17 protein-coding genes and 1 pseudogene are annotated in these 15986 nt (G+C 73.1%); 4 read left to right on the top strand and 14 right to left on the bottom strand.

Features of this window, described 5'->3' with window-relative positions; genetic code table 11:
- Nucleotides 1-37: 37 nt before the first annotated feature.
- Nucleotides 38-1594 (bottom strand): alanine/glycine:cation symporter family protein, encoded by a 1557-nt coding sequence (locus ACFI33_RS02085; RefSeq protein ID WP_127445978.1) that lies wholly within the window; start codon nt 1592-1594, stop codon nt 38-40.
- A gap of 139 nt (nt 1595-1733) precedes the next feature.
- Nucleotides 1734-2438 carry a MerR family transcriptional regulator gene (locus tag ACFI33_RS02080; RefSeq protein WP_462623700.1) on the bottom strand — a complete coding sequence of 235 codons (705 nt, stop codon included), beginning with the start codon at nt 2436-2438 and terminating at the stop codon, nt 1734-1736.
- A 167-nt stretch (nt 2439-2605) separates the two neighbouring features.
- Between ACFI33_RS02080 and ACFI33_RS02075 the strand changes: the two genes are divergently transcribed.
- Together ACFI33_RS02075 and ACFI33_RS02070 are read left to right on the top strand one after the other, a co-directional pair.
- Complete coding sequence (locus ACFI33_RS02075; protein ID WP_127435191.1) at nt 2606-3733, top strand: YeeE/YedE family protein; 1128 nt, start codon at nt 2606-2608, stop codon at nt 3731-3733.
- A 52-nt stretch (nt 3734-3785) separates the two neighbouring features.
- Entirely contained in the window at nt 3786-4013 is a 228-nt protein-coding gene (locus ACFI33_RS02070) for a sulfurtransferase TusA family protein (protein WP_002855519.1), read from the top strand.
- A 44-nt stretch (nt 4014-4057) separates the two neighbouring features.
- Here ACFI33_RS02070 and ACFI33_RS02065 read toward each other — a convergent pair whose 3' ends face one another.
- Entirely contained in the window at nt 4058-5119 is a 1062-nt protein-coding gene (locus ACFI33_RS02065; RefSeq protein ID WP_127435192.1) for a zinc-binding dehydrogenase, read from the bottom strand.
- A gap of 265 nt (nt 5120-5384) precedes the next feature.
- Between ACFI33_RS02065 and ACFI33_RS02060 the strand changes: the two genes are divergently transcribed.
- Both ACFI33_RS02060 and ACFI33_RS02055 read left to right on the top strand, forming a co-directional pair.
- On the top strand, nt 5385-6887 hold the full coding sequence (locus tag ACFI33_RS02060) for a long-chain-fatty-acid--CoA ligase (protein WP_127435193.1): 1503 nt from the start codon (nt 5385-5387) through the stop codon (nt 6885-6887).
- Nucleotides 6888-6929: 42 nt separating this feature from the next.
- Nucleotides 6930-7652, top strand: a complete 723-nt coding sequence (locus tag ACFI33_RS02055) for a DUF6226 family protein (RefSeq protein ID WP_127445782.1) — start codon at nt 6930-6932, stop codon at nt 7650-7652.
- Between the two features lie 28 nt (nt 7653-7680).
- On the opposite strand, the gene ACFI33_RS02050 is transcribed toward ACFI33_RS02055, so the two are convergent.
- The 11 genes and pseudogenes from ACFI33_RS02050 to ACFI33_RS02000 all read right to left on the bottom strand — a co-directional run.
- Nucleotides 7681-8433 carry a metal-dependent hydrolase gene (locus ACFI33_RS02050; protein WP_069941226.1) on the bottom strand — a complete coding sequence of 251 codons (753 nt, stop codon included), beginning with the start codon at nt 8431-8433 and terminating at the stop codon, nt 7681-7683.
- Between the two features lie 177 nt (nt 8434-8610).
- Nucleotides 8611-9345, bottom strand: a complete 735-nt coding sequence (locus ACFI33_RS02045) for an LrgB family protein (RefSeq protein WP_078025312.1) — start codon at nt 9343-9345, stop codon at nt 8611-8613.
- Nucleotides 9342-9704 (bottom strand): CidA/LrgA family protein, encoded by a 363-nt coding sequence (locus ACFI33_RS02040; RefSeq protein ID WP_036315546.1) that lies wholly within the window; start codon nt 9702-9704, stop codon nt 9342-9344. The genes ACFI33_RS02045 and ACFI33_RS02040 overlap by 4 nt, the downstream gene beginning before the upstream one ends.
- Nucleotides 9701-10408, bottom strand: coding sequence for a GntR family transcriptional regulator (locus tag ACFI33_RS02035; RefSeq protein WP_041104849.1), 708 nt, complete (start codon nt 10406-10408; stop codon nt 9701-9703). Before ACFI33_RS02035 ends, ACFI33_RS02040 begins: the two co-directional genes overlap by 4 nt.
- Before the next feature lie 268 nt (nt 10409-10676).
- Nucleotides 10677-11684: a GIY-YIG nuclease family protein gene (locus tag ACFI33_RS02030; protein WP_127435098.1), complete on the bottom strand. Its 1008-nt coding sequence runs from the start codon at nt 11682-11684 to the stop codon at nt 10677-10679.
- 102 nt (nt 11685-11786) lie between these two features.
- Nucleotides 11787-12038: a hypothetical protein gene (locus tag ACFI33_RS02025; protein ID WP_036315529.1), complete on the bottom strand. Its 252-nt coding sequence runs from the start codon at nt 12036-12038 to the stop codon at nt 11787-11789.
- A 289-nt stretch (nt 12039-12327) separates the two neighbouring features.
- Nucleotides 12328-13194 carry an 8-oxoguanine DNA glycosylase OGG fold protein gene (locus tag ACFI33_RS02020; RefSeq protein ID WP_127445781.1) on the bottom strand — a complete coding sequence of 289 codons (867 nt, stop codon included), beginning with the start codon at nt 13192-13194 and terminating at the stop codon, nt 12328-12330.
- Nucleotides 13195-13237: 43 nt separating this feature from the next.
- On the bottom strand, nt 13238-13834 hold the full coding sequence (locus ACFI33_RS02015; protein WP_020621621.1) for a DinB family protein: 597 nt from the start codon (nt 13832-13834) through the stop codon (nt 13238-13240).
- 23 nt (nt 13835-13857) lie between these two features.
- Nucleotides 13858-14118 carry an alpha/beta fold hydrolase gene (locus ACFI33_RS02010; RefSeq protein WP_020621622.1) on the bottom strand — a complete coding sequence of 87 codons (261 nt, stop codon included), beginning with the start codon at nt 14116-14118 and terminating at the stop codon, nt 13858-13860.
- Nucleotides 14119-14419: 301 nt separating this feature from the next.
- Nucleotides 14420-15640, bottom strand: coding sequence for a Fic family protein (locus tag ACFI33_RS02005; RefSeq protein WP_462623699.1), 1221 nt, complete (start codon nt 15638-15640; stop codon nt 14420-14422).
- Nucleotides 15637-15984: pseudogene (locus ACFI33_RS02000) on the bottom strand (GNAT family N-acetyltransferase); the annotation flags it as partial. The gene ACFI33_RS02005 and the pseudogene ACFI33_RS02000, both read right to left, overlap by 4 nt.
- Nucleotides 15985-15986: the final 2 nt, after the last annotated feature.

The following is a 15986-nucleotide window of genomic DNA, read 5'->3' as shown; positions in this document are numbered from 1 at the left end:
GGGTCCTCTCGGGTGCGGGAGCGGGGCTGACCCCCGCTCACCGCTCCCCGCGCTCCGGGCCCCCGCGCACCACGGTGATCGCGCGGGTGTCCGGGGCGGTGTCGGCGACGTGCTCCATGGCGCGGTCGAGGTCGCCGGTCTGCTGGTACGCCGCGTGGATCTGCTCCCACAGGCGGGCGTTGCGGACGCCGATCGCGTGCGGATCCAGCACGGGGTCCTGGCCGGCGCGGCGCTGGCGGTCGTAGTCCTTGAGCAGCCGGATGGCCACGGGGCTCAGCAGGATGAGCGCCACGATGTTCACCCACGTGTAGAGGCCGACGCCGAAGTCGGCGAACGCCCACACGAGGGCCGAGCTCTGCACGGACCCGAACACCATGGAGCCGGCCAGCATCAGCCGGGCGATCGCGATGACCGCGCGCTGCGCCGTCTTGTTCGGGATGAGGTAGGCGACGTTCGTCTCCGCGTAGAACGCGAAGGAGAGCAGGGTGGTGAAGGAGAAGAGGAAGACGGCGATCGCCACGAAGGACGGGCCGAAGGCGGGCAGTGCCTCGTCGATGGCGATCTGGACCCATGCCGGGCCCTCCTCGACGCCGGGCACGTGCTCCGCGAGGAGGCTCTCCTCATCCGGGCCCAGCACGTTGAAGCTGTTGGTGGACAGGATCACCAGGCCGGTCATGGTGCACACGAACAGGGTGTCCACATAGGCGGAGAACGCCTGGGCCAGGCCCTGCTTCACCGGGTGGGAGACGTGGGCGGCCGCCGAGGCCTGGGCGCCCGAACCGGTGCCGATCTCGGTGGAGTACACGGCGCGGCGCACGCCCCACGCGATGGCGGCGCCGAGCATGCCGGCGTAGACCGAGTCCAGGCCCAGCGCGCTGGAGAAGATCAGCCCGAACATCGCGGGGACCTGCTGCCACATGAGTCCGACGACGAGCAGCCCCACCAGGATGTACGCGCCGGCCATGAACGGGACCACGAGGCCCACCGTGCGGCCCAGGCGGTGCATGCCGCCGAACACGATCACGCAGAACAGCACGGCCATCCCGAGACCCACCCACAGCGGGTCCCAGCCCCACGCCTCGGTCGTGGCGGCGGTGACGGCGTTGGCCTGGATCTGCGGGCCGGTGAAGACCGTCGCGAACACGGTGGCCGCGGCGTACGCGACCGCCAGCCACCGCCAGTTCCGGCCGAGCCCCTCGAGGATGTAGTACGCGGGCCCGCCGCGGTACTCGCCGCGGACCTTGTGCTTGTAGAGCTGTGCGAGCGAGCTCTCCACGAGCGCCACGGGGGCGCCGAGGATCGCCGTCACCCACATCCAGAACAGCGCGCCCGGGCCGCCCAGGTAGATCGCGGCCGCGACGCCCGCGATGTTGCCGACGCCGATGCGCCCGCCCAGGGCCATGGCGAACGACTGGAACGAGCTGATCCCCGCCGACGACGATCCTCCCCTGGCCAGCTGACCCACCATGTCCTTGAGCAGCCGCACCTGGGGAGCCGCCATGCGGATCGTGAAGTACAGGCCCAGGGCGAGGAGCCCGACGACCATGGGCAGGCTCCACATGATCGAGTTGGCGGCGGTGACGAACTGCTCCATGGTCACTTCCCAGGTCGCGGACAGGATCCGTGCACTTCATCACATTTAGGCCACCCCGGGCACCCCTGAGCCCCCCGGGGGTCTGCGCGGAACCGACAGGGTCGGCCGGCCGGACACGCCGTGCCGTCCCCGCACCGGCTCACCCTTGCCCCGCCCCCGCCTCCTCCCGCACTGTCACCGCCAGCTCGACGTGCCCGGCCTCCGGGTCCGCGAGGATCTGGCGGATCTCCGGCGCGGCGCCGGCGTCCTCCGCGTCGAACGCGTCCATGAGCCCCAGCAGGTCCGGATGGGGCAGCGCGCCGCCGGGGGCGTCGTCGAGGAGGTCGACGTCGCCCGCGTCGGCCCGCACGTCCACGTACCGCTCCACGCGGCGCGGCAGCGTCCCGGTCACCACCTCGTGCCCGTCGACCCTGAGACCCTCGGGAGCCGGACCGCTCAGCGGGACCGCCAGGACGGTCTCCACGACGTCGGCGGCGCCCGGCACCGGACGCAGCGCCGTCCACGGCGGCCCGGCCGGTGCCGACCCCGCCTCCGCGAGCGCCTGGAACAGCGTCGCGAAGGCGTCGTTCGCGAGCTCGGTGGCCGCCTCCTCACCGGCCTCGTCCAGGGCCACCCGCTGCACGACGCCGGCCCACGGCGTCGGCCCGACCGTGCGCTCCGCCACGGGGCCGGGACGGGCGGGGGCGCCGTCGTCGTCAGGATCCGGGGCCGCGTAGACACCGGCGGCCGCGAGCGCGAGCGCGCGGTCCTCGAGGTCGCGGCGGCGCCGCAGCTCGGCCGCGTGCGCCTTCGCGCTCAGTCCGGTGGCGAGGGCGAACTCGCCGACGGTCATCGGGGGGCTCATGGGGCGACCTTTCTCTCAGGTGATCCCAGCGTGGGCGTTCCCCCAAGGGGAGGGTCAAGCGTCGCCCACGGCGCCCCCGCGCGTCGTCCCCGGCACAGCCCTGCGACTGTTACCCCGCACGTCCTGCCCGGCGCGCGGGACCGGCCGCACCCTGTCTCATGGCAGGCATGATCATCACCGGACTCCTCCTCGGCCTCGTCCTGGGCTTCGTGTTCCAGCGCGGACGCTTCTGCGTCACGGGCGCTTTCCGCGACCTGTTCACTATCCGGTCCACCCGATGGCTCACCGCGTTCATGGTGATCGTGGCCGTCCAGTCGGTGGGCGTGTTCGCCCTCGACGCGCTCGGCGTGATCACCCTGGAGGCGGAGACGTTCCCGTGGCTCGGCACGATCATCGGCGGCCTGATCTTCGGCTTCTCGATCGTGCTCGCGGGCGGCTGCGCCACCGGCACCTACTACCGCGCGGGCGAGGGCCTCGTGGGCTCGTGGTTCGCGCTGATCTTCTACATCGTGGGCGCCACCGCCTTCCGCAAGGGACCGCTGGCCGGCACCACCGAGGCCGTCCGCTCCGTGGAGACGCAGACGGGCTCGTTCCAGCAGCTCACGGGGCTGTCCCCGTGGGTGTTCGTGGCGCTGCTCGTGGCCGGCGTCGGCCTGGCCGTGCGTCATCACCTGCGTCGCGAGGCGGCCATGACCCGCTTCCGCCTGCCCGCCGCCAAGACCGGCCTCGCGCACGTGCTCACCGAGAAGGCGTGGCACCCGTTCGTCACCGCGGCGATCATCGGCGTGCTGGCGATCCTCGCGTGGCCGCTCTCCTGGGCGACCGGCCGCGAGTCCGGTCTGGGCATCACCGGTCCGTCCGCGAACATCGGCGCGTTCCTCGGCACGGGCGAACTCGAGCTCGTGGACTGGGGCGTGCTGATGGTGACGGGCCTGCTGATCGGCTCGTTCATCGCCGCGAAGGCCTCCGGCGAGTTCCGCGTCCGCGTGCCCGACGCGCAGACCACCGTCCGCTCGATCATCGGCGGCCTCGGCATGGGCTGGGGCGCGGCGTGGGCCGGCGGCTGCACCATCGGCAACGCGATGGTGAACACCGCGACCTTCAGCTTCCAGGGCTGGACCGCGCTCGTGTTCATGGTGCTCGGCACCGGCCTGGCGGCCAAGCTCTTCATCCTCAACCACCGCGGCAAGGGCACGACGCCGGTCCCCGCCTCCGGCTCCGGCCTCACCTCGGCCGAGGGCGCGGTGACGGACGCCGGGGCGACGCGCCCCGTGAAGCTCACGCCGATCGGCTGAGCCGGCCCGCCCGCGCACGATCTCTGACCACCGACATCAAGGAGAGAACACCATGGCGAAGCACCTGCTCGAGACCGACGGCCAGGTCTGCCCCTTCCCGCTCGTGGAGGCCAACCAGGCGATGCAGCAGATCCCCTCCGGGGACGAGCTCGTGATCGACTTCGACTGCACCCAGGCCACCGACTCCCTGCCCCGCTGGGCCGCGGAGAACGGCCACGAGGTCACCGACTTCGTGAAGCGCGGCGCCGCAGAGTGGACGATCACCGTGAAGAAGGGCTGAGGGGCGGCGGAGCCTCTCGGCACCTCCGCCCGCCGCGGAGGGCCTCAGACCTCCAGCAGCACCTTGATCTCGCGGCGCTCGTCCATGGCCCGATACGCCTCGGCGGCGTCGTCGAGCGGCATGCGCGCGGTGAACACGCGGCCGGGCTGGATCTCCCCGGACTGGATGCGCTCGATCAGCTCGGGCAGGAAACGGCGGACGGGCGCGGGCCCGCCCTCGAGGTGGATCTGCCGGCCGAAGAGGTCGGAGCCGTCGAGGGTCTGGTCGTGGGAGACGCCCACGAACCCGACGTACCCGCCGGGGCGCACCGAGGCCAGGGCCTGGTCCATGGAGCCCTGCGTGCCGACGGCCTCGCACACCCCGTGCGCTCCGTAGCCGCCGGTGAGCTCACGCACCTGGGCGGCACCCTCCTCGCCACGCTCGGCGATCACGACGTCCGCGCCGAACTCACGGGCGAGCGCGGCCCGATCCTCATGGCGGGAGAACACGATGACCTTCTCCGCGCCGAGGGTCTTGGCGGCCAGGACGGCACACAGGCCGACGGCGCCGTCGCCGACCACGGCGATGGTCTTGCCGGGGCCGGCCTGCGCGGCGACGGCGGCGTACCAGCCGGTGCCGAGCACATCCGAGGCGGCGAGGTAGTCGGCCAGGCGGTCCGGGTCCGAGGGCTCACCCCCGGGCACCTTCACGAGGGAGCCGTCCGCGAGCTCGACACGCATGTACTGCGCCTGGCTGCCCGTGTACTCGCCGGCGTTGACGCAGCGGGACTGGTAGCCGGCCTGGCAGATCTCGCACGTGTTGTCCGAGAGCATGAACGAGCCGATCACGAAGTCACCGACCTCGAGGGTGGCGACGTCCTCGCCCTTCTCCACGATCGTGCCGACGTACTCGTGGCCCATGCGCCGGTGGTCGACGTCGTTGTGGCCGCGGTAGGGCCACAGGTCCGAGCCGCACACGCACGCGGCGGCCAGCTTCAGGACCACATCCGTGGGCTGAGCGACGCGCGGGGTGTCCACCTCCTCCACGACGACGTCGCCCGGCGCACGCATGACGACCGCCTTCATCGTCGCGGGGATGGCAGGGGTGGCGGGGGTCTGTGCGGTCATGGTCTGTCCTCCGGTCTGGCCCGGCGGTCCGGGCGGCGGTGTGCGGGGACCAGTCTTGCGCCCCTGTGCTGTGAAGACGACAGATCGGCGACGCGGGCGGGGCCGATGGATGACCGCGCGCCAGCGACATCACCGCCGGGCAGAACCGCGGTGATGTCGCTGGCGTGAGGTCGGCCGACACACCCCACTCGGCTCACAGCGAACGAGCACCGCCGGGCGTTACGCTGTGGTTCCCATCACATCCGACTCCCCCCGGAGGCCCGTCGTGACCCTCACCCTGCCCGCCCGCCTCGAGCGCACCGCCGCCGAGCATCCGAACTCCGCCGCCCTGATCCTCGGCGAGAACCGCATGACATACGCGGAGCTGCAGGACCAGTCCCAGCGTCTGGCCGGGCTCATGCGGCAGGAGGGCATCGGCCCCGGGGACCGCGTGGCGCTCATGGTGCCGAACATCCCGGCGTTCCCGGTGGTGTTCTTCGCGGCCCTGCAGCTGGGCGCCGTCGTCGTCCCGATGAACCCGCTGTTCAAGCGCCGCGAGATCGAGTACTACCTGGAGGACTCGGGCGCGTCGATGCTGTGGTCCGTGCCGTCCGAGGAAGCCGTGGAGGGCGCCCGCGAGCGCGGTGTGCCGCTGCGCACCCTCGGCGAGGACGGCCTCGCCCCGCACCTCGCGGAGAGCCCCGGCCCGGTCACCGAGACCGTCGAGCGGGACCTCGAGGACGACGCCGTCATCCTCTACACCTCCGGCACCACCGGCCGCCCCAAGGGGGCCCAGCTGACCCACCGGAACATGGGCACCAACGCGGACACCGCGGCGGAGACGCTGATCCAGCTCCAGCACGGGGAGACCGTGCTCGGCTGCCTGCCCCTGTTCCACGTGTTCGGCCTCACGTGCGCGCTCATGGCGCCCGTGACGATGGGCGCCAGCCTGGCGTTGATCCCCCGCTTCGATCCCGCCGTGGCCGCGCAGACCGTCCGGGAGTGCGCGGTGGACGTGTTCATCGGCGTGCCCACCATGTACGGGGCCGTGCTGGCCGCGGCCAAGGACCATCCGGAGGACCTGGCCAGCCTGCGCCTGGGCGTCTCCGGTGGATCCGCCCTGCCCGTGGAGCTGCTGCGCCGCTTCGAGGCCACCTTCGACTGCGAGATCCTGGAGGGCTACGGCCTGTCCGAGACCTCCCCGGTGGCGTGCTTCAACCACCCGGGCGAGGAGCACCATCCGGGCTCGATCGGACGCGCCGTCCGAGGGTGCGAGATGCAGCTGGTGACGCCGGACGGGGCCGTCGTGCCCGAGGGCGATGAGGAGACCCTGGGCGAGGTGTGGATCCGCGGGGAGAACGTGATGAAGGGCTACTGGGGCAAGCCGGAGGCCACCGCCCAGGCCATCACCGAGGACGGCTGGTTCCGCTCCGGCGACCTCGCCCGGCGCGATGCCGCGGGCAACTACTCCATCGTGGACCGCACGAAGGACATGATCCTGCGCGGCGGGCTCAACGTGTACCCGCGCGAGATCGAGGAGGTGCTCTACGAGCACCCGGCCGTCGCGGAGGCCGCCGTGGTGGGGGTGCCCCACCCGGAGCTCGGCCAGGAGGTCGCCGCGCACGTGGTGCTCGCCCCCGGTGCGCACGCCACGGAGGAGGAGCTGATCCAGCACGTGAAGTCCCAGGTGGCGCCCTACAAGTACCCGCGCACCGTGACCGTGCGGGACGGGCTGCCCAAGACCGCCACCGGCAAGATCCTCAAGCGGGAACTGACGCCGGCGGAGTGAGCTCAGGATGACCGCCCGGGCCGGACACACGGTGAGCCTCCCATGACGACCCTGCCGCGTCTGCGCACGGAGGTGGCCCGGCGGTACGCCGCCCTCGACCTGCCCACCTGGCCTGCCCCGCACCCGGACGGCGCCCCGCCTCGGGAGGAGGAGTACTCCCGGGTGACCGACCCGCAGCGGTATCGGATCGCGGGCGCCCGGGCCCTCGTGTGGGCCGAGGTGCTCGCGGAGGCGGGCGCCGCCGTCGCCCCGGACCCGGTGCGTGGCATCCCGCTCGACGAGGCCGGGCGCGCCGACCTGGCGGTCCCCGTGGACCGGGCGCTGCGGGTGGCGCCGCCGGCCGGCGTCGACGGCGCCTCCCCCTGGTGGCTGCTGGAGACGGACGTGCCCCAGGACGACGACGGCGGCGTCCTGCCGGTGCTCCGGGTGGCGGTCGGCGCCCCGGGGCAGGTGCACGCGCTGCTCCCGGACTGCGGATGCGACGCATGCGACCCCGGGTCGGACGAGCTGCTCGAGGCCGTGGACCAGGCGGTCGTGCGCGCGGTCGGGAGGGGGGTGAGCCTGCGGGGCCGTCATGGGCTGCAACGCCGGGACTGGCACGTGCACTGGCGCGCAGACGGCACGGCCGAGGGGCAGGCCCGGGTCCCGGGGTGGCCGTTCGAAGCGCTCACGGACGCCTGCCGGGACCTGGCCGCCGGCGGCCGTCCGAGGCTGCCGCGCGGGACCGAGGCGACCGTGCGGGCGGGGTGGTTCCCGGAGGCGTGAGGGGGCGGCGGTGGCCGGGTGCTGCCGCTCAGAACAGTGCCGCCACCCCCCGAGCGGCGAGCGGGACGAGTCGCACGGCCCGCACCACGGTGAACGCGGTGACCACCGAGACGAGCACCCACTCCCGCCAGGACCCGGTCCGGCCGAGCAAGGGGAGCCGGAACCGTCCGGAGGACTGCCACCACCACAGGCGAGTGGGGGGCTCCGGACTGAGCGGCCAGAGCAGGGCCACCCCGTTGTTGGTGAGGGCGTCGCCGAGGATGTGCACGCTCACGCCGACGGCCACGGAGGCGGGGATCCACCACAGCCCGTCGCTGAGGACGGTCGCCGACACCGCGACCAGGATGCCGAGCGCCCACGCGGCCCTCCATCCCCGGTTCGGGAGCAGTCGGAGGGCCTTGGCAGCCACGGCCGCCAGGAACGCGGCGATGACCCCCTGCCCCGGCGTGTAGACGTGCCCCGCGATCGGCACCTGGATGGAGGCGGCCGCCGTCGCGATGGCGGTGAACGCCGCGACCCCCACCAGCGAGTGTGTGCCGCGCCGATGCCCGCCGGCCACGTGGCGGATGCCGCGGCTCATCCACTCGGTCAGGGGCGGCAGGGCGTGGACGACGGTGGCGCGGGGGTGGTCCCAGTCGCTGATCATGGCCGCGCCGGCGGTGGTCACGGCGCCGAGCAGCTGGAGTTCGGCGGGCAGGTGCAGCACGGCGATCGGCGACTGCCAGTGCGTGAGCGCCAGCCAGGCCGCGGCGCCGGTGGCCGCGTGGGACGGGCCCATCATGGGTGGGGTCCTCTCGTTCGCAGGACCGGGCCGCGTCACCGCGCCTGCGAGGGCCGGCGGGCGGCCCGCGGGGAAGGAAGAGGACCAGGGTGGCAGGCGGGGCGGACACGGTAAGGACGCCGCCGCGGCTGGAGCGGGTCGAGGCGGCTGCCCGGCCGGGGGCGGCCGCCCGGCCCCTCACCCCGTCATCGCCAGCACCAGCGGGGCCAGCAGGGCGGTGAGCACACCGGAGCAGGCCATGGCGAGGGCGGAGAACGCACCGGTCTTCGGGCCTTCGGCGAGGGCGCGGGCGGTGCCGATGCCGTGGGAGCTCACGCCGATGGCCAGGCCGCGCACGCGGGGGTCGCGCACGCGCAGCCGGTCGAGCACCCAGGGGGCCAGCACGGCGCCGAGCACGCCGGTGAGCACGGGGAGCACGGCGGCGAGGGAAACGATCCCGCCGCCGGCGTCGGCCACCGCCATGGCGATCGGCGTCGTCGCGGACTTGGGGGCGAACGTGGCGGCCAGCGCGGCGTCCCCGCCCATTGCCCGCACGATCAGCACGGCGCTCACCATGGCGGTCAGCGAGCCGACGGTGACCCCGACGGCGACCGGCAGCAGCAGCTTCCGGATGTCAGGGCCGGCCCGGTACAGGGGGACGGCGAGGGCCACGGTGGCGGGGCCCAGCAGGAAGGTGAGGTAGCTGCCGCCGTTCATGTAGGTCTCGTAGTCGATGCCGGTCAGGGCCAGGAACGCGGCCACCAGCACGATCGTCACGAGCACGGGCGTGAGCAGGGCGGTCTGCCGGGCGGCGAGCCACAGGCGGCGGGAGAGCACAGCAACGGCGAGGGTCAGCGCGATGCCGAACAGCGGTGTGTGCAGGAGCGCGTCCCAGGCCTCGGCGAGGGAGTCGGTCAGTTCGGCGGCGTTCACTGTGCGTCCTCCTTGTCCGTGAGGCGGCGGGCGAGCGGGGCGGCGACGCCGGCGGTGACCACCAGCCCCAGCAGCCAGGGCACCACGAAGCCGACCAGCATCAGCGCCCGGTGTTCCTCGATGAGGCCCAGCACCGCGACGACGCCGACGCCCGCCGGGACGAACAGCAGCGGCAGGTGCTGGAGCAGGTGATGGCTCGCCGTCATCACCGGCGCGTCCTCGGCCGGCCGGCGCCACGCGAGCAGGCCGAGCAGCAGGAGCATGCCCAGCACGGCCCCGGGGATCGGCAGGTGCAGCGTGTCGGCCACGAGCGTGCCCGCCAGCTGGCAGAGCAGCAGGATCAGCAGGCCCTCGATCATCGGGGTTCACCTGCCTCGGACGGGCCCACGGGCGGCAGGCCGGGGACGACGCCGCTCCCCGCGGCGTCGAGGTGCGCCTGCAGGGCGCGCTGGGCGTCTGCGGCGCGCCCGGCGGCCAGCTGGGCGCAGATCTCGGCGTGCCCATCGAGGAGGCGGCGGGCGGCGTCGACGGATCCGCCGGTGGCGGCGTGGATCAGGCGGGCCAGGCGGGGGGCGAAGGTGCGCACGACCTCGTCGAAGGCGGCGTTGCCGCACGTGGCGATCACGTCCCGGTGGAAGCGCACGTCCAGCGCGGAGAAGGCAGCGAGGTCGCCGGCGTCCAGGGCGGCGCGCTGCTGCTCCAGGTTGGCGGTGAGCGTGGCGACGAGGGGCCCGACGGCGTCGGGCCGCGCGGCGACCGTGGCGAGGGCGGTGGACTCGAGGAGGCCGCGCAGGGCCGTGAGGTCGGCCACGCTCTGCGGCGTGAGGGCCTGCACGGCCGCGCCCTTCTTGGGGAGGAGCCGCACCAGGCCCCAGCGCTCGAGCTGGAGGAGGGCCTCCCGGGCCGGCGTCCGGGAGATGCCGGCCTCCGTGGAGAGCTGGACCTCGGTGAGCATCTCCCCCGCGGCGATCTCACCGCGGACGATGCGCCAGGCGACGTCGTGGGCCAGGCGGCCGGCAGCCGTGGCACGACTGCCCCATAAGGGGTCGGAGAGTGGAGTCATGCGGGCCAGAGTAATCGGATGCATGCATGGATGTATGCATTGTGTCGGACTCGGAAGGGGTCCGGGTGGGGAGGCGCCCATGATGCCGGCGCCCACCCTCGCCCCATGACCGTCGCCATCACCCGTCTCGACCCCGCCGGCGCGGACCGCGCGGAGCTCATTGCGCTGCTCACCGGCAACGCGTGGCCCTTCCCTGTGCGCCCCACGTCACCCGGCCGGTGGCGAAGGAGGCCATCGAGGACGGCGGCAGGCACCACACACTGTCGGGTCACCAGCTCCCGATGTAGTCCTCCGGGCCGAGGAGACCCCGGGTGTCCGCCCAGGCTCCCCAGCGGTCGAGGAGGAGGGGGATGGCCTGGTCCTCCCACCAGGGCAGATGGACGAGGCCCTGACTCATGCCTCCGCGGTTGAACCGCTCCACATTGACCTTGTCCTCGTCGTAAGGCTCGGCCCCCTCGAGGGAGCGATCGAGCGCATCGCGCAGGAGCCGGCCGAGTTCATACTCACTGGTGGGCATGGGGGTGTCGTCGAGCCGTTCAGCGAGCTCCTCCCAGAGACCGACGCTTCCCCGCAGCCCGTACTGGCGGGGGCGGCGGCGGAACAAGTCGCCGACGGTCGCGCGCGCCGACGAATCGGCCCCCACCACGTCCACACCACGCTTCGCCTGCTCCGCCATGGCCGTGCGGGCCTTCCGGATGCGCTGGCGGAGCAGCTGTGCTTCGGGGCTGGTGCCGCCGTAGGTGAGGTTCAACGGCGGGGTGTGCGTGTCGATCACAGGCTTCTCAATGTCTCCGAGCGGTGTCACTTCCGCGAACCCGGCGGGTGCCTGCCACACGCGGACGGCGAGGTGACGCCGCATCCAGGTGGTCAGCTGCTCGCCGCTCTCCGGGGTGAGGGTGAATCGACCCGCGGAGGCGACGGCGACCGGCTCCAGGTCCAGCCGATCCACCAGGAGTGCGGCCAGGGTGCGGCGCAGAGTGGAGTGCGCGGTGCCGCCGTCCGCGAAATGCTTGCGTTCCAGGCGGGCCCGCAGGCTGCCCTCGGCCTTGCCGATGTAAAGCACATCGCTTCGACTGACAGACGTGTCCAATCGCAGCTCGGCTCGCGCCGCGTCAGGATCCTGCGCGACAACCGCGTATAGCCCGGTCGAATCCGGCACGACCTCGCCGCTACGCCCACCGATGACCACACCGCCGTCCTCGACGCGTGCGAACAGCTGGGGACCGTTCTGCAGAGCATGGGAAGCGGCCCCGATGAACCCCACCTTGGTGGTCATGCCAATGTCCTCTCTTCGTCCGGGACATCTACCCCGGCTGCGCCTCGAGCCTACGGAGGGTCCTGGACACGGTAGGCGCCCTTGCGATGGATCGCTGACCCCTCACCGCGCCAGGATCCACCGGTCCTCGGGGTCGAAGACGTGGAGGTCGTCGCATGCGAAGCCGCGCAGCCACGGGACGTGGTCCACGACACGCAGGTACAGGCCGCGGTGCACACCGGACTCGTCGCCGATCAGCTGCTCAGCGGACACGTTCATCCCGACGCCAACCGCGCACAGGCGGGCGAGGAGGTCGGCGGGGTCCTCCGGTGCGAGGTCGAGCGTGAGGGAGTCCCCGGAGAGCAGGCGCGTCATGGGGCCATCCTGCTTGGAGGGGAAACCGGCTGTAGGCCGGGTTCTGTACGGGTCAGGTGTGAGATTCCCCCGCAAACGGAGAGAGGAGCTGCTCCAGGCACTCGGCTATGCCGCCGCCGCTGAGCCGCACCTCCAGCGAGGAGCCGGAGCCCGGCGAGCCACGGGAGCAGGCCCAGCCGTCGATGGGAACCGCCGCGGACAGCCCGTGGCCAGGCCACGCGTCAACCAGTGCCGCGTCGAGCATGCGGCACGCCCACCTCTGCCGGCCGACACTCCGGCGGGCGGGGCTTCATGCCTCGTCGGGCGCCCGGTCCTCCGCGTCGGCGATGACGTCCTCCAGAGCCTGCAGGTGGGGCTCGGCGTCGTCCCCGGCGCCCAGGTCGGCCAGCGCGAGGCGGAGGGCCTCGAGCAGCTCGCCGGCCTCCGGGTCCGCGGCGGCGGAACTCCAGCTCTCCCGCCAGGGCTCCTGGGTGGCGTCCTGCTGCTGGAGGAAGATGAGCCGCTCGACGTCGTCGGCCGGGATCTTGAGTTCCTCACCCCACGCCTGCATGGTCTCCACGTACGTGGCGTACTTGCGGGGGTAGGTCCAACCGCCGCCGATCCGGACGTCGACGTCCTTCGCATGCTCGGCGAACCAAGCGCGCACCACGGAGTCGAGGACGGGGGCGATGTCGGACTCCCGGTGGGCCTTGGTGAGGAAGTAGAGGTACTTGGTGCCGAAGGCCGCGCCGAGGTGCTTGAGGCAGCCGACCCCGCTCTTGCGCTGCTGCCGGATGTGCTCGAAGGCCGCGGGCCCGCCCTGCTCGAGGGTGATGCGGGTGACGTCGGCGAGCTGCTCCTCAAACCCGGGCTGCGCCATGATGCGCTCCACCCGGGAGGGGCCGTAGCCGACCCGTCCGTATCCCCACACCATCGCGGCGATGAAGGCGTCCCGCTGCACGGCGCGGTCCTCGGCGGTCACCTTCGCGGCGTAACCGGTGACGACGGCGCGGGTCAGCGGCTCGCGCTCGAGGCAGGCGGGCAGGTCGGGCACGTGGGCCGTCCAGTGATCGAAGGACCAACGCGTGGGCTCGTCGGCGGGCCTGCCGGCGGCAGCCCACGCATCGAATGAGCGCTGGAGGGCAGGGGGTACGGCGGCAGCGGGAGTACTCGTCATGGCCACAGCGTAGGCCCAGCGGCGGCACGGGAGGCATGTGCCTTCAGTTCCGGCCCGGCCCGCCGCTCCCCTCCGCGATGGCGGTCAGACGGTCCACGTGGGCGGCCCAGCGGTCGGCGCCCCACACGGGCAGGTTGTTCCCCGGGGCGCGCAGGCCGGCCTGCCCGTCGATCTGCTCCCGCAGGATGTCCGCGTGGCCGGCGTGCCGGGCCTCGTCCAGGGCGACGTGCGCGATGATCTGCGCGAGCGTGACCTCCGCCTTGTCGTCGGGCCACCACGCCACCCGCCCGTGGGCGTCGGCGCCGAGGGCCGTGATGGTCGCGTCCGCGTGTGCGAAGCAGCGGCGGGCGAACTCGAGGACGTCCTCGAGGGACTCCCCCTCGGCGGCGAACATGTCCACGTTGTCCTCCTCCGACTGCCCCGCCGCCGCCCAGGGCAGCTGCACCTCCGCGGGGCGGTCGAACGTCTCGCCGAAGTACTCCAGCTCGACGACGGCGGCGTGCTTGACCAGTCCCAGCAGGTTGGTGCCGGTGGGAGTGCGCGGCAGGCGGGCGTCGCGCTCGCTGAGGCCCTCGAGCTTCTGCAGGAGGGCCGCACGCTGGCGGCGCAGCCCGTCGTGGAGGATCTGCTTGTGGTCCATGAGGTGATCCTGCCCCAGAGCAATCAGGCCGCGAACCCCCGCACGAGCTCCGCCACCCGCTCCGGCGCGTCCAGGTGCACGTCGTGCCCCGCGCCGGGCACCTGCACGTGCCGCACATCCGGGCGCCGACGCCGCATCTCGTCCAGCTCTCCGGCGGGCACGTACCCGTTCTCCCCGGTGATCAGCAGGGTTGGCGCGGCGATCTGCCCCCATTCCTCCCACCGGGGCCGCTCGTGGACGGGCCGCAGGGCGGCCTCCAGCACGTCGACGTCGAAGCGTGGCACCCAGCCGACGTCGACGTCCCGGGTGGAGCGCGGGGAGGGCGCGGTTGCGGGCGGCCCCGCCCCTGACTGGCCGTTGCGCACCGCGCGCCTGACGCTGCGCCCACACCGGGAGGACGACCTCGGCTGGCCCTGCCGGATCGGTGTCTCTGGTGGTGGGGAACGTGGGCATGCCCGTGGGGACGTGATCCTGTGGCTGACGGACCGCGAGTCATCCCGCGGGCCTCACCTCGTGTGTTCGCCTGACCATGGCCGGGGCACTACATACGGCACTGAGGCTGGTCAACCCTGTAGACCGCCCCCGTCAACCCCGCCGGCCCGCACGCGCGGCGAACTCGTCCAGACAGGCGAGCACCTCGGTGGCCAGCCACACCCGGTTCCGACGCTGGCTGGAGACCGGCTGCAGCACACCGGCCTCGACAAGCTGGTCCACGGCCCGCTGGGCGGCCGGGCGCGAGACACCCAGCACCTGGGCCAGGTGGTCCACGGTCACGGCGGGTTGCGCGATGATCACCGCGAGCGCCCGCCAGACCGCCGCGTCCCGCCGGGCGGTGAGCCGCTCGCGCCAGCCGGTCAGGGCCTCGTCCAGGTCCGCGACGAGCTCTCGGCCGTTGCCGACGGCGGCCAGGGCGGCCTGCGCGAAGCGGCGCACGATGGGCGCGGGGTCGCCGTCGCGGTAGGCGGTGAGGGCGTCGAAGTATTCGGCCGTGTCCGTGAGGAGTCCCGCGGAGAGGGGCACCCCCATACGGGTGATCGCGCCGGCCCGATGCAGCACGGCGTGCACGAGGACGCGCCCGGTGCGGCCGTTGCCGTCCGCGAACGGGTGGATGGTCTCGAACTGGGCGTGCGCGATGGCGGCCTGCACGAGGGCGGGCACGTCCGCGCGTCGCAGGTAGGCGAAGAGATCGTCCATCCCGGCACGCAGGCGCTCCGGGTGGGGCGGGACGAACTGCGCCGCGTGCGGCGTGGGCGCCCCGCCCCCGATCCACCCCTGCGCATCGCGGTAGGCGCCCGGCCGGGCATGCTCCTGGCCGTCCATGAGGGCACGATGGGCGGCCAGCAGGGCGGGCTCGTCCAGGTCGGCAGCCAGCCGGGAAGCAGCGCCCATGGCCCTCACGTTCGCCGCCACGAGCGCTGCGTTCGGGCGGGTGCGTTCGCCGAGAATCGCCAGGGCGAGGGCTCGCGCGCCCGCGGAGATGTGCTCGATCTGCGAGGAGGACGCGGACTCAGTGCGCAGGAGCACCGCGTCGATCGGGGCGATCTCGCCGGTGAGCCCCGGGAGGGCGTGGCTGATCTCGGCGTCGAAGCGCACGACGGCGGCCGTCGCCTCCTCGACCTCGGTCGCCAGATCGGAGGGCAGGTCGAGCCCGAGTCGGGCGATACGGGCTGGGAGCGCGGCTCGATACGGGCCTGCTGCACGCACGCGAGCGCTGCGGGAGCGCAGCCCGGCGTCATCCGGGCCCGCGGCCCAGGGGCGCTCTTCCCAGCCGACGGCCCACGGGGTCGGGCGCGGATCGCTGCTCATGCCGCCACCTTACGCAACGTTATGTCTAGAGAGTTGCGTACTTCTGGGCGTCGTGAGGTGGAAAGCCGTCTGCCCCGGGCCCGATGCTCCGAGGCGAGCATCGCGTAAGTGACGCCGTCCACCCAGGCGCGGGTGCGGTGCAGTGACTCCTCCTTGAAGGTGCCCTCGTGGCGCAGGCCGACCTTCTCCATCACGCGCAGGATGGGCGCGTTGTCCGCGAAGGCGTGAGCCTCCACGGGTCGGAAGCCGAGGCCCGTGAAGGCGAGGTCCAGCAGGGCACAGGCCAGCTCGGTGGCGTGGCCCCGGCCGGCGTGGACCGGGGCGATGATCCAGCCGATCTCGGCCT

Source organism: Micrococcus sp. PSi08 (genome assembly GCF_054960655.1).
This window is presented reverse-complemented; position numbering and strand designations above follow the sequence as displayed.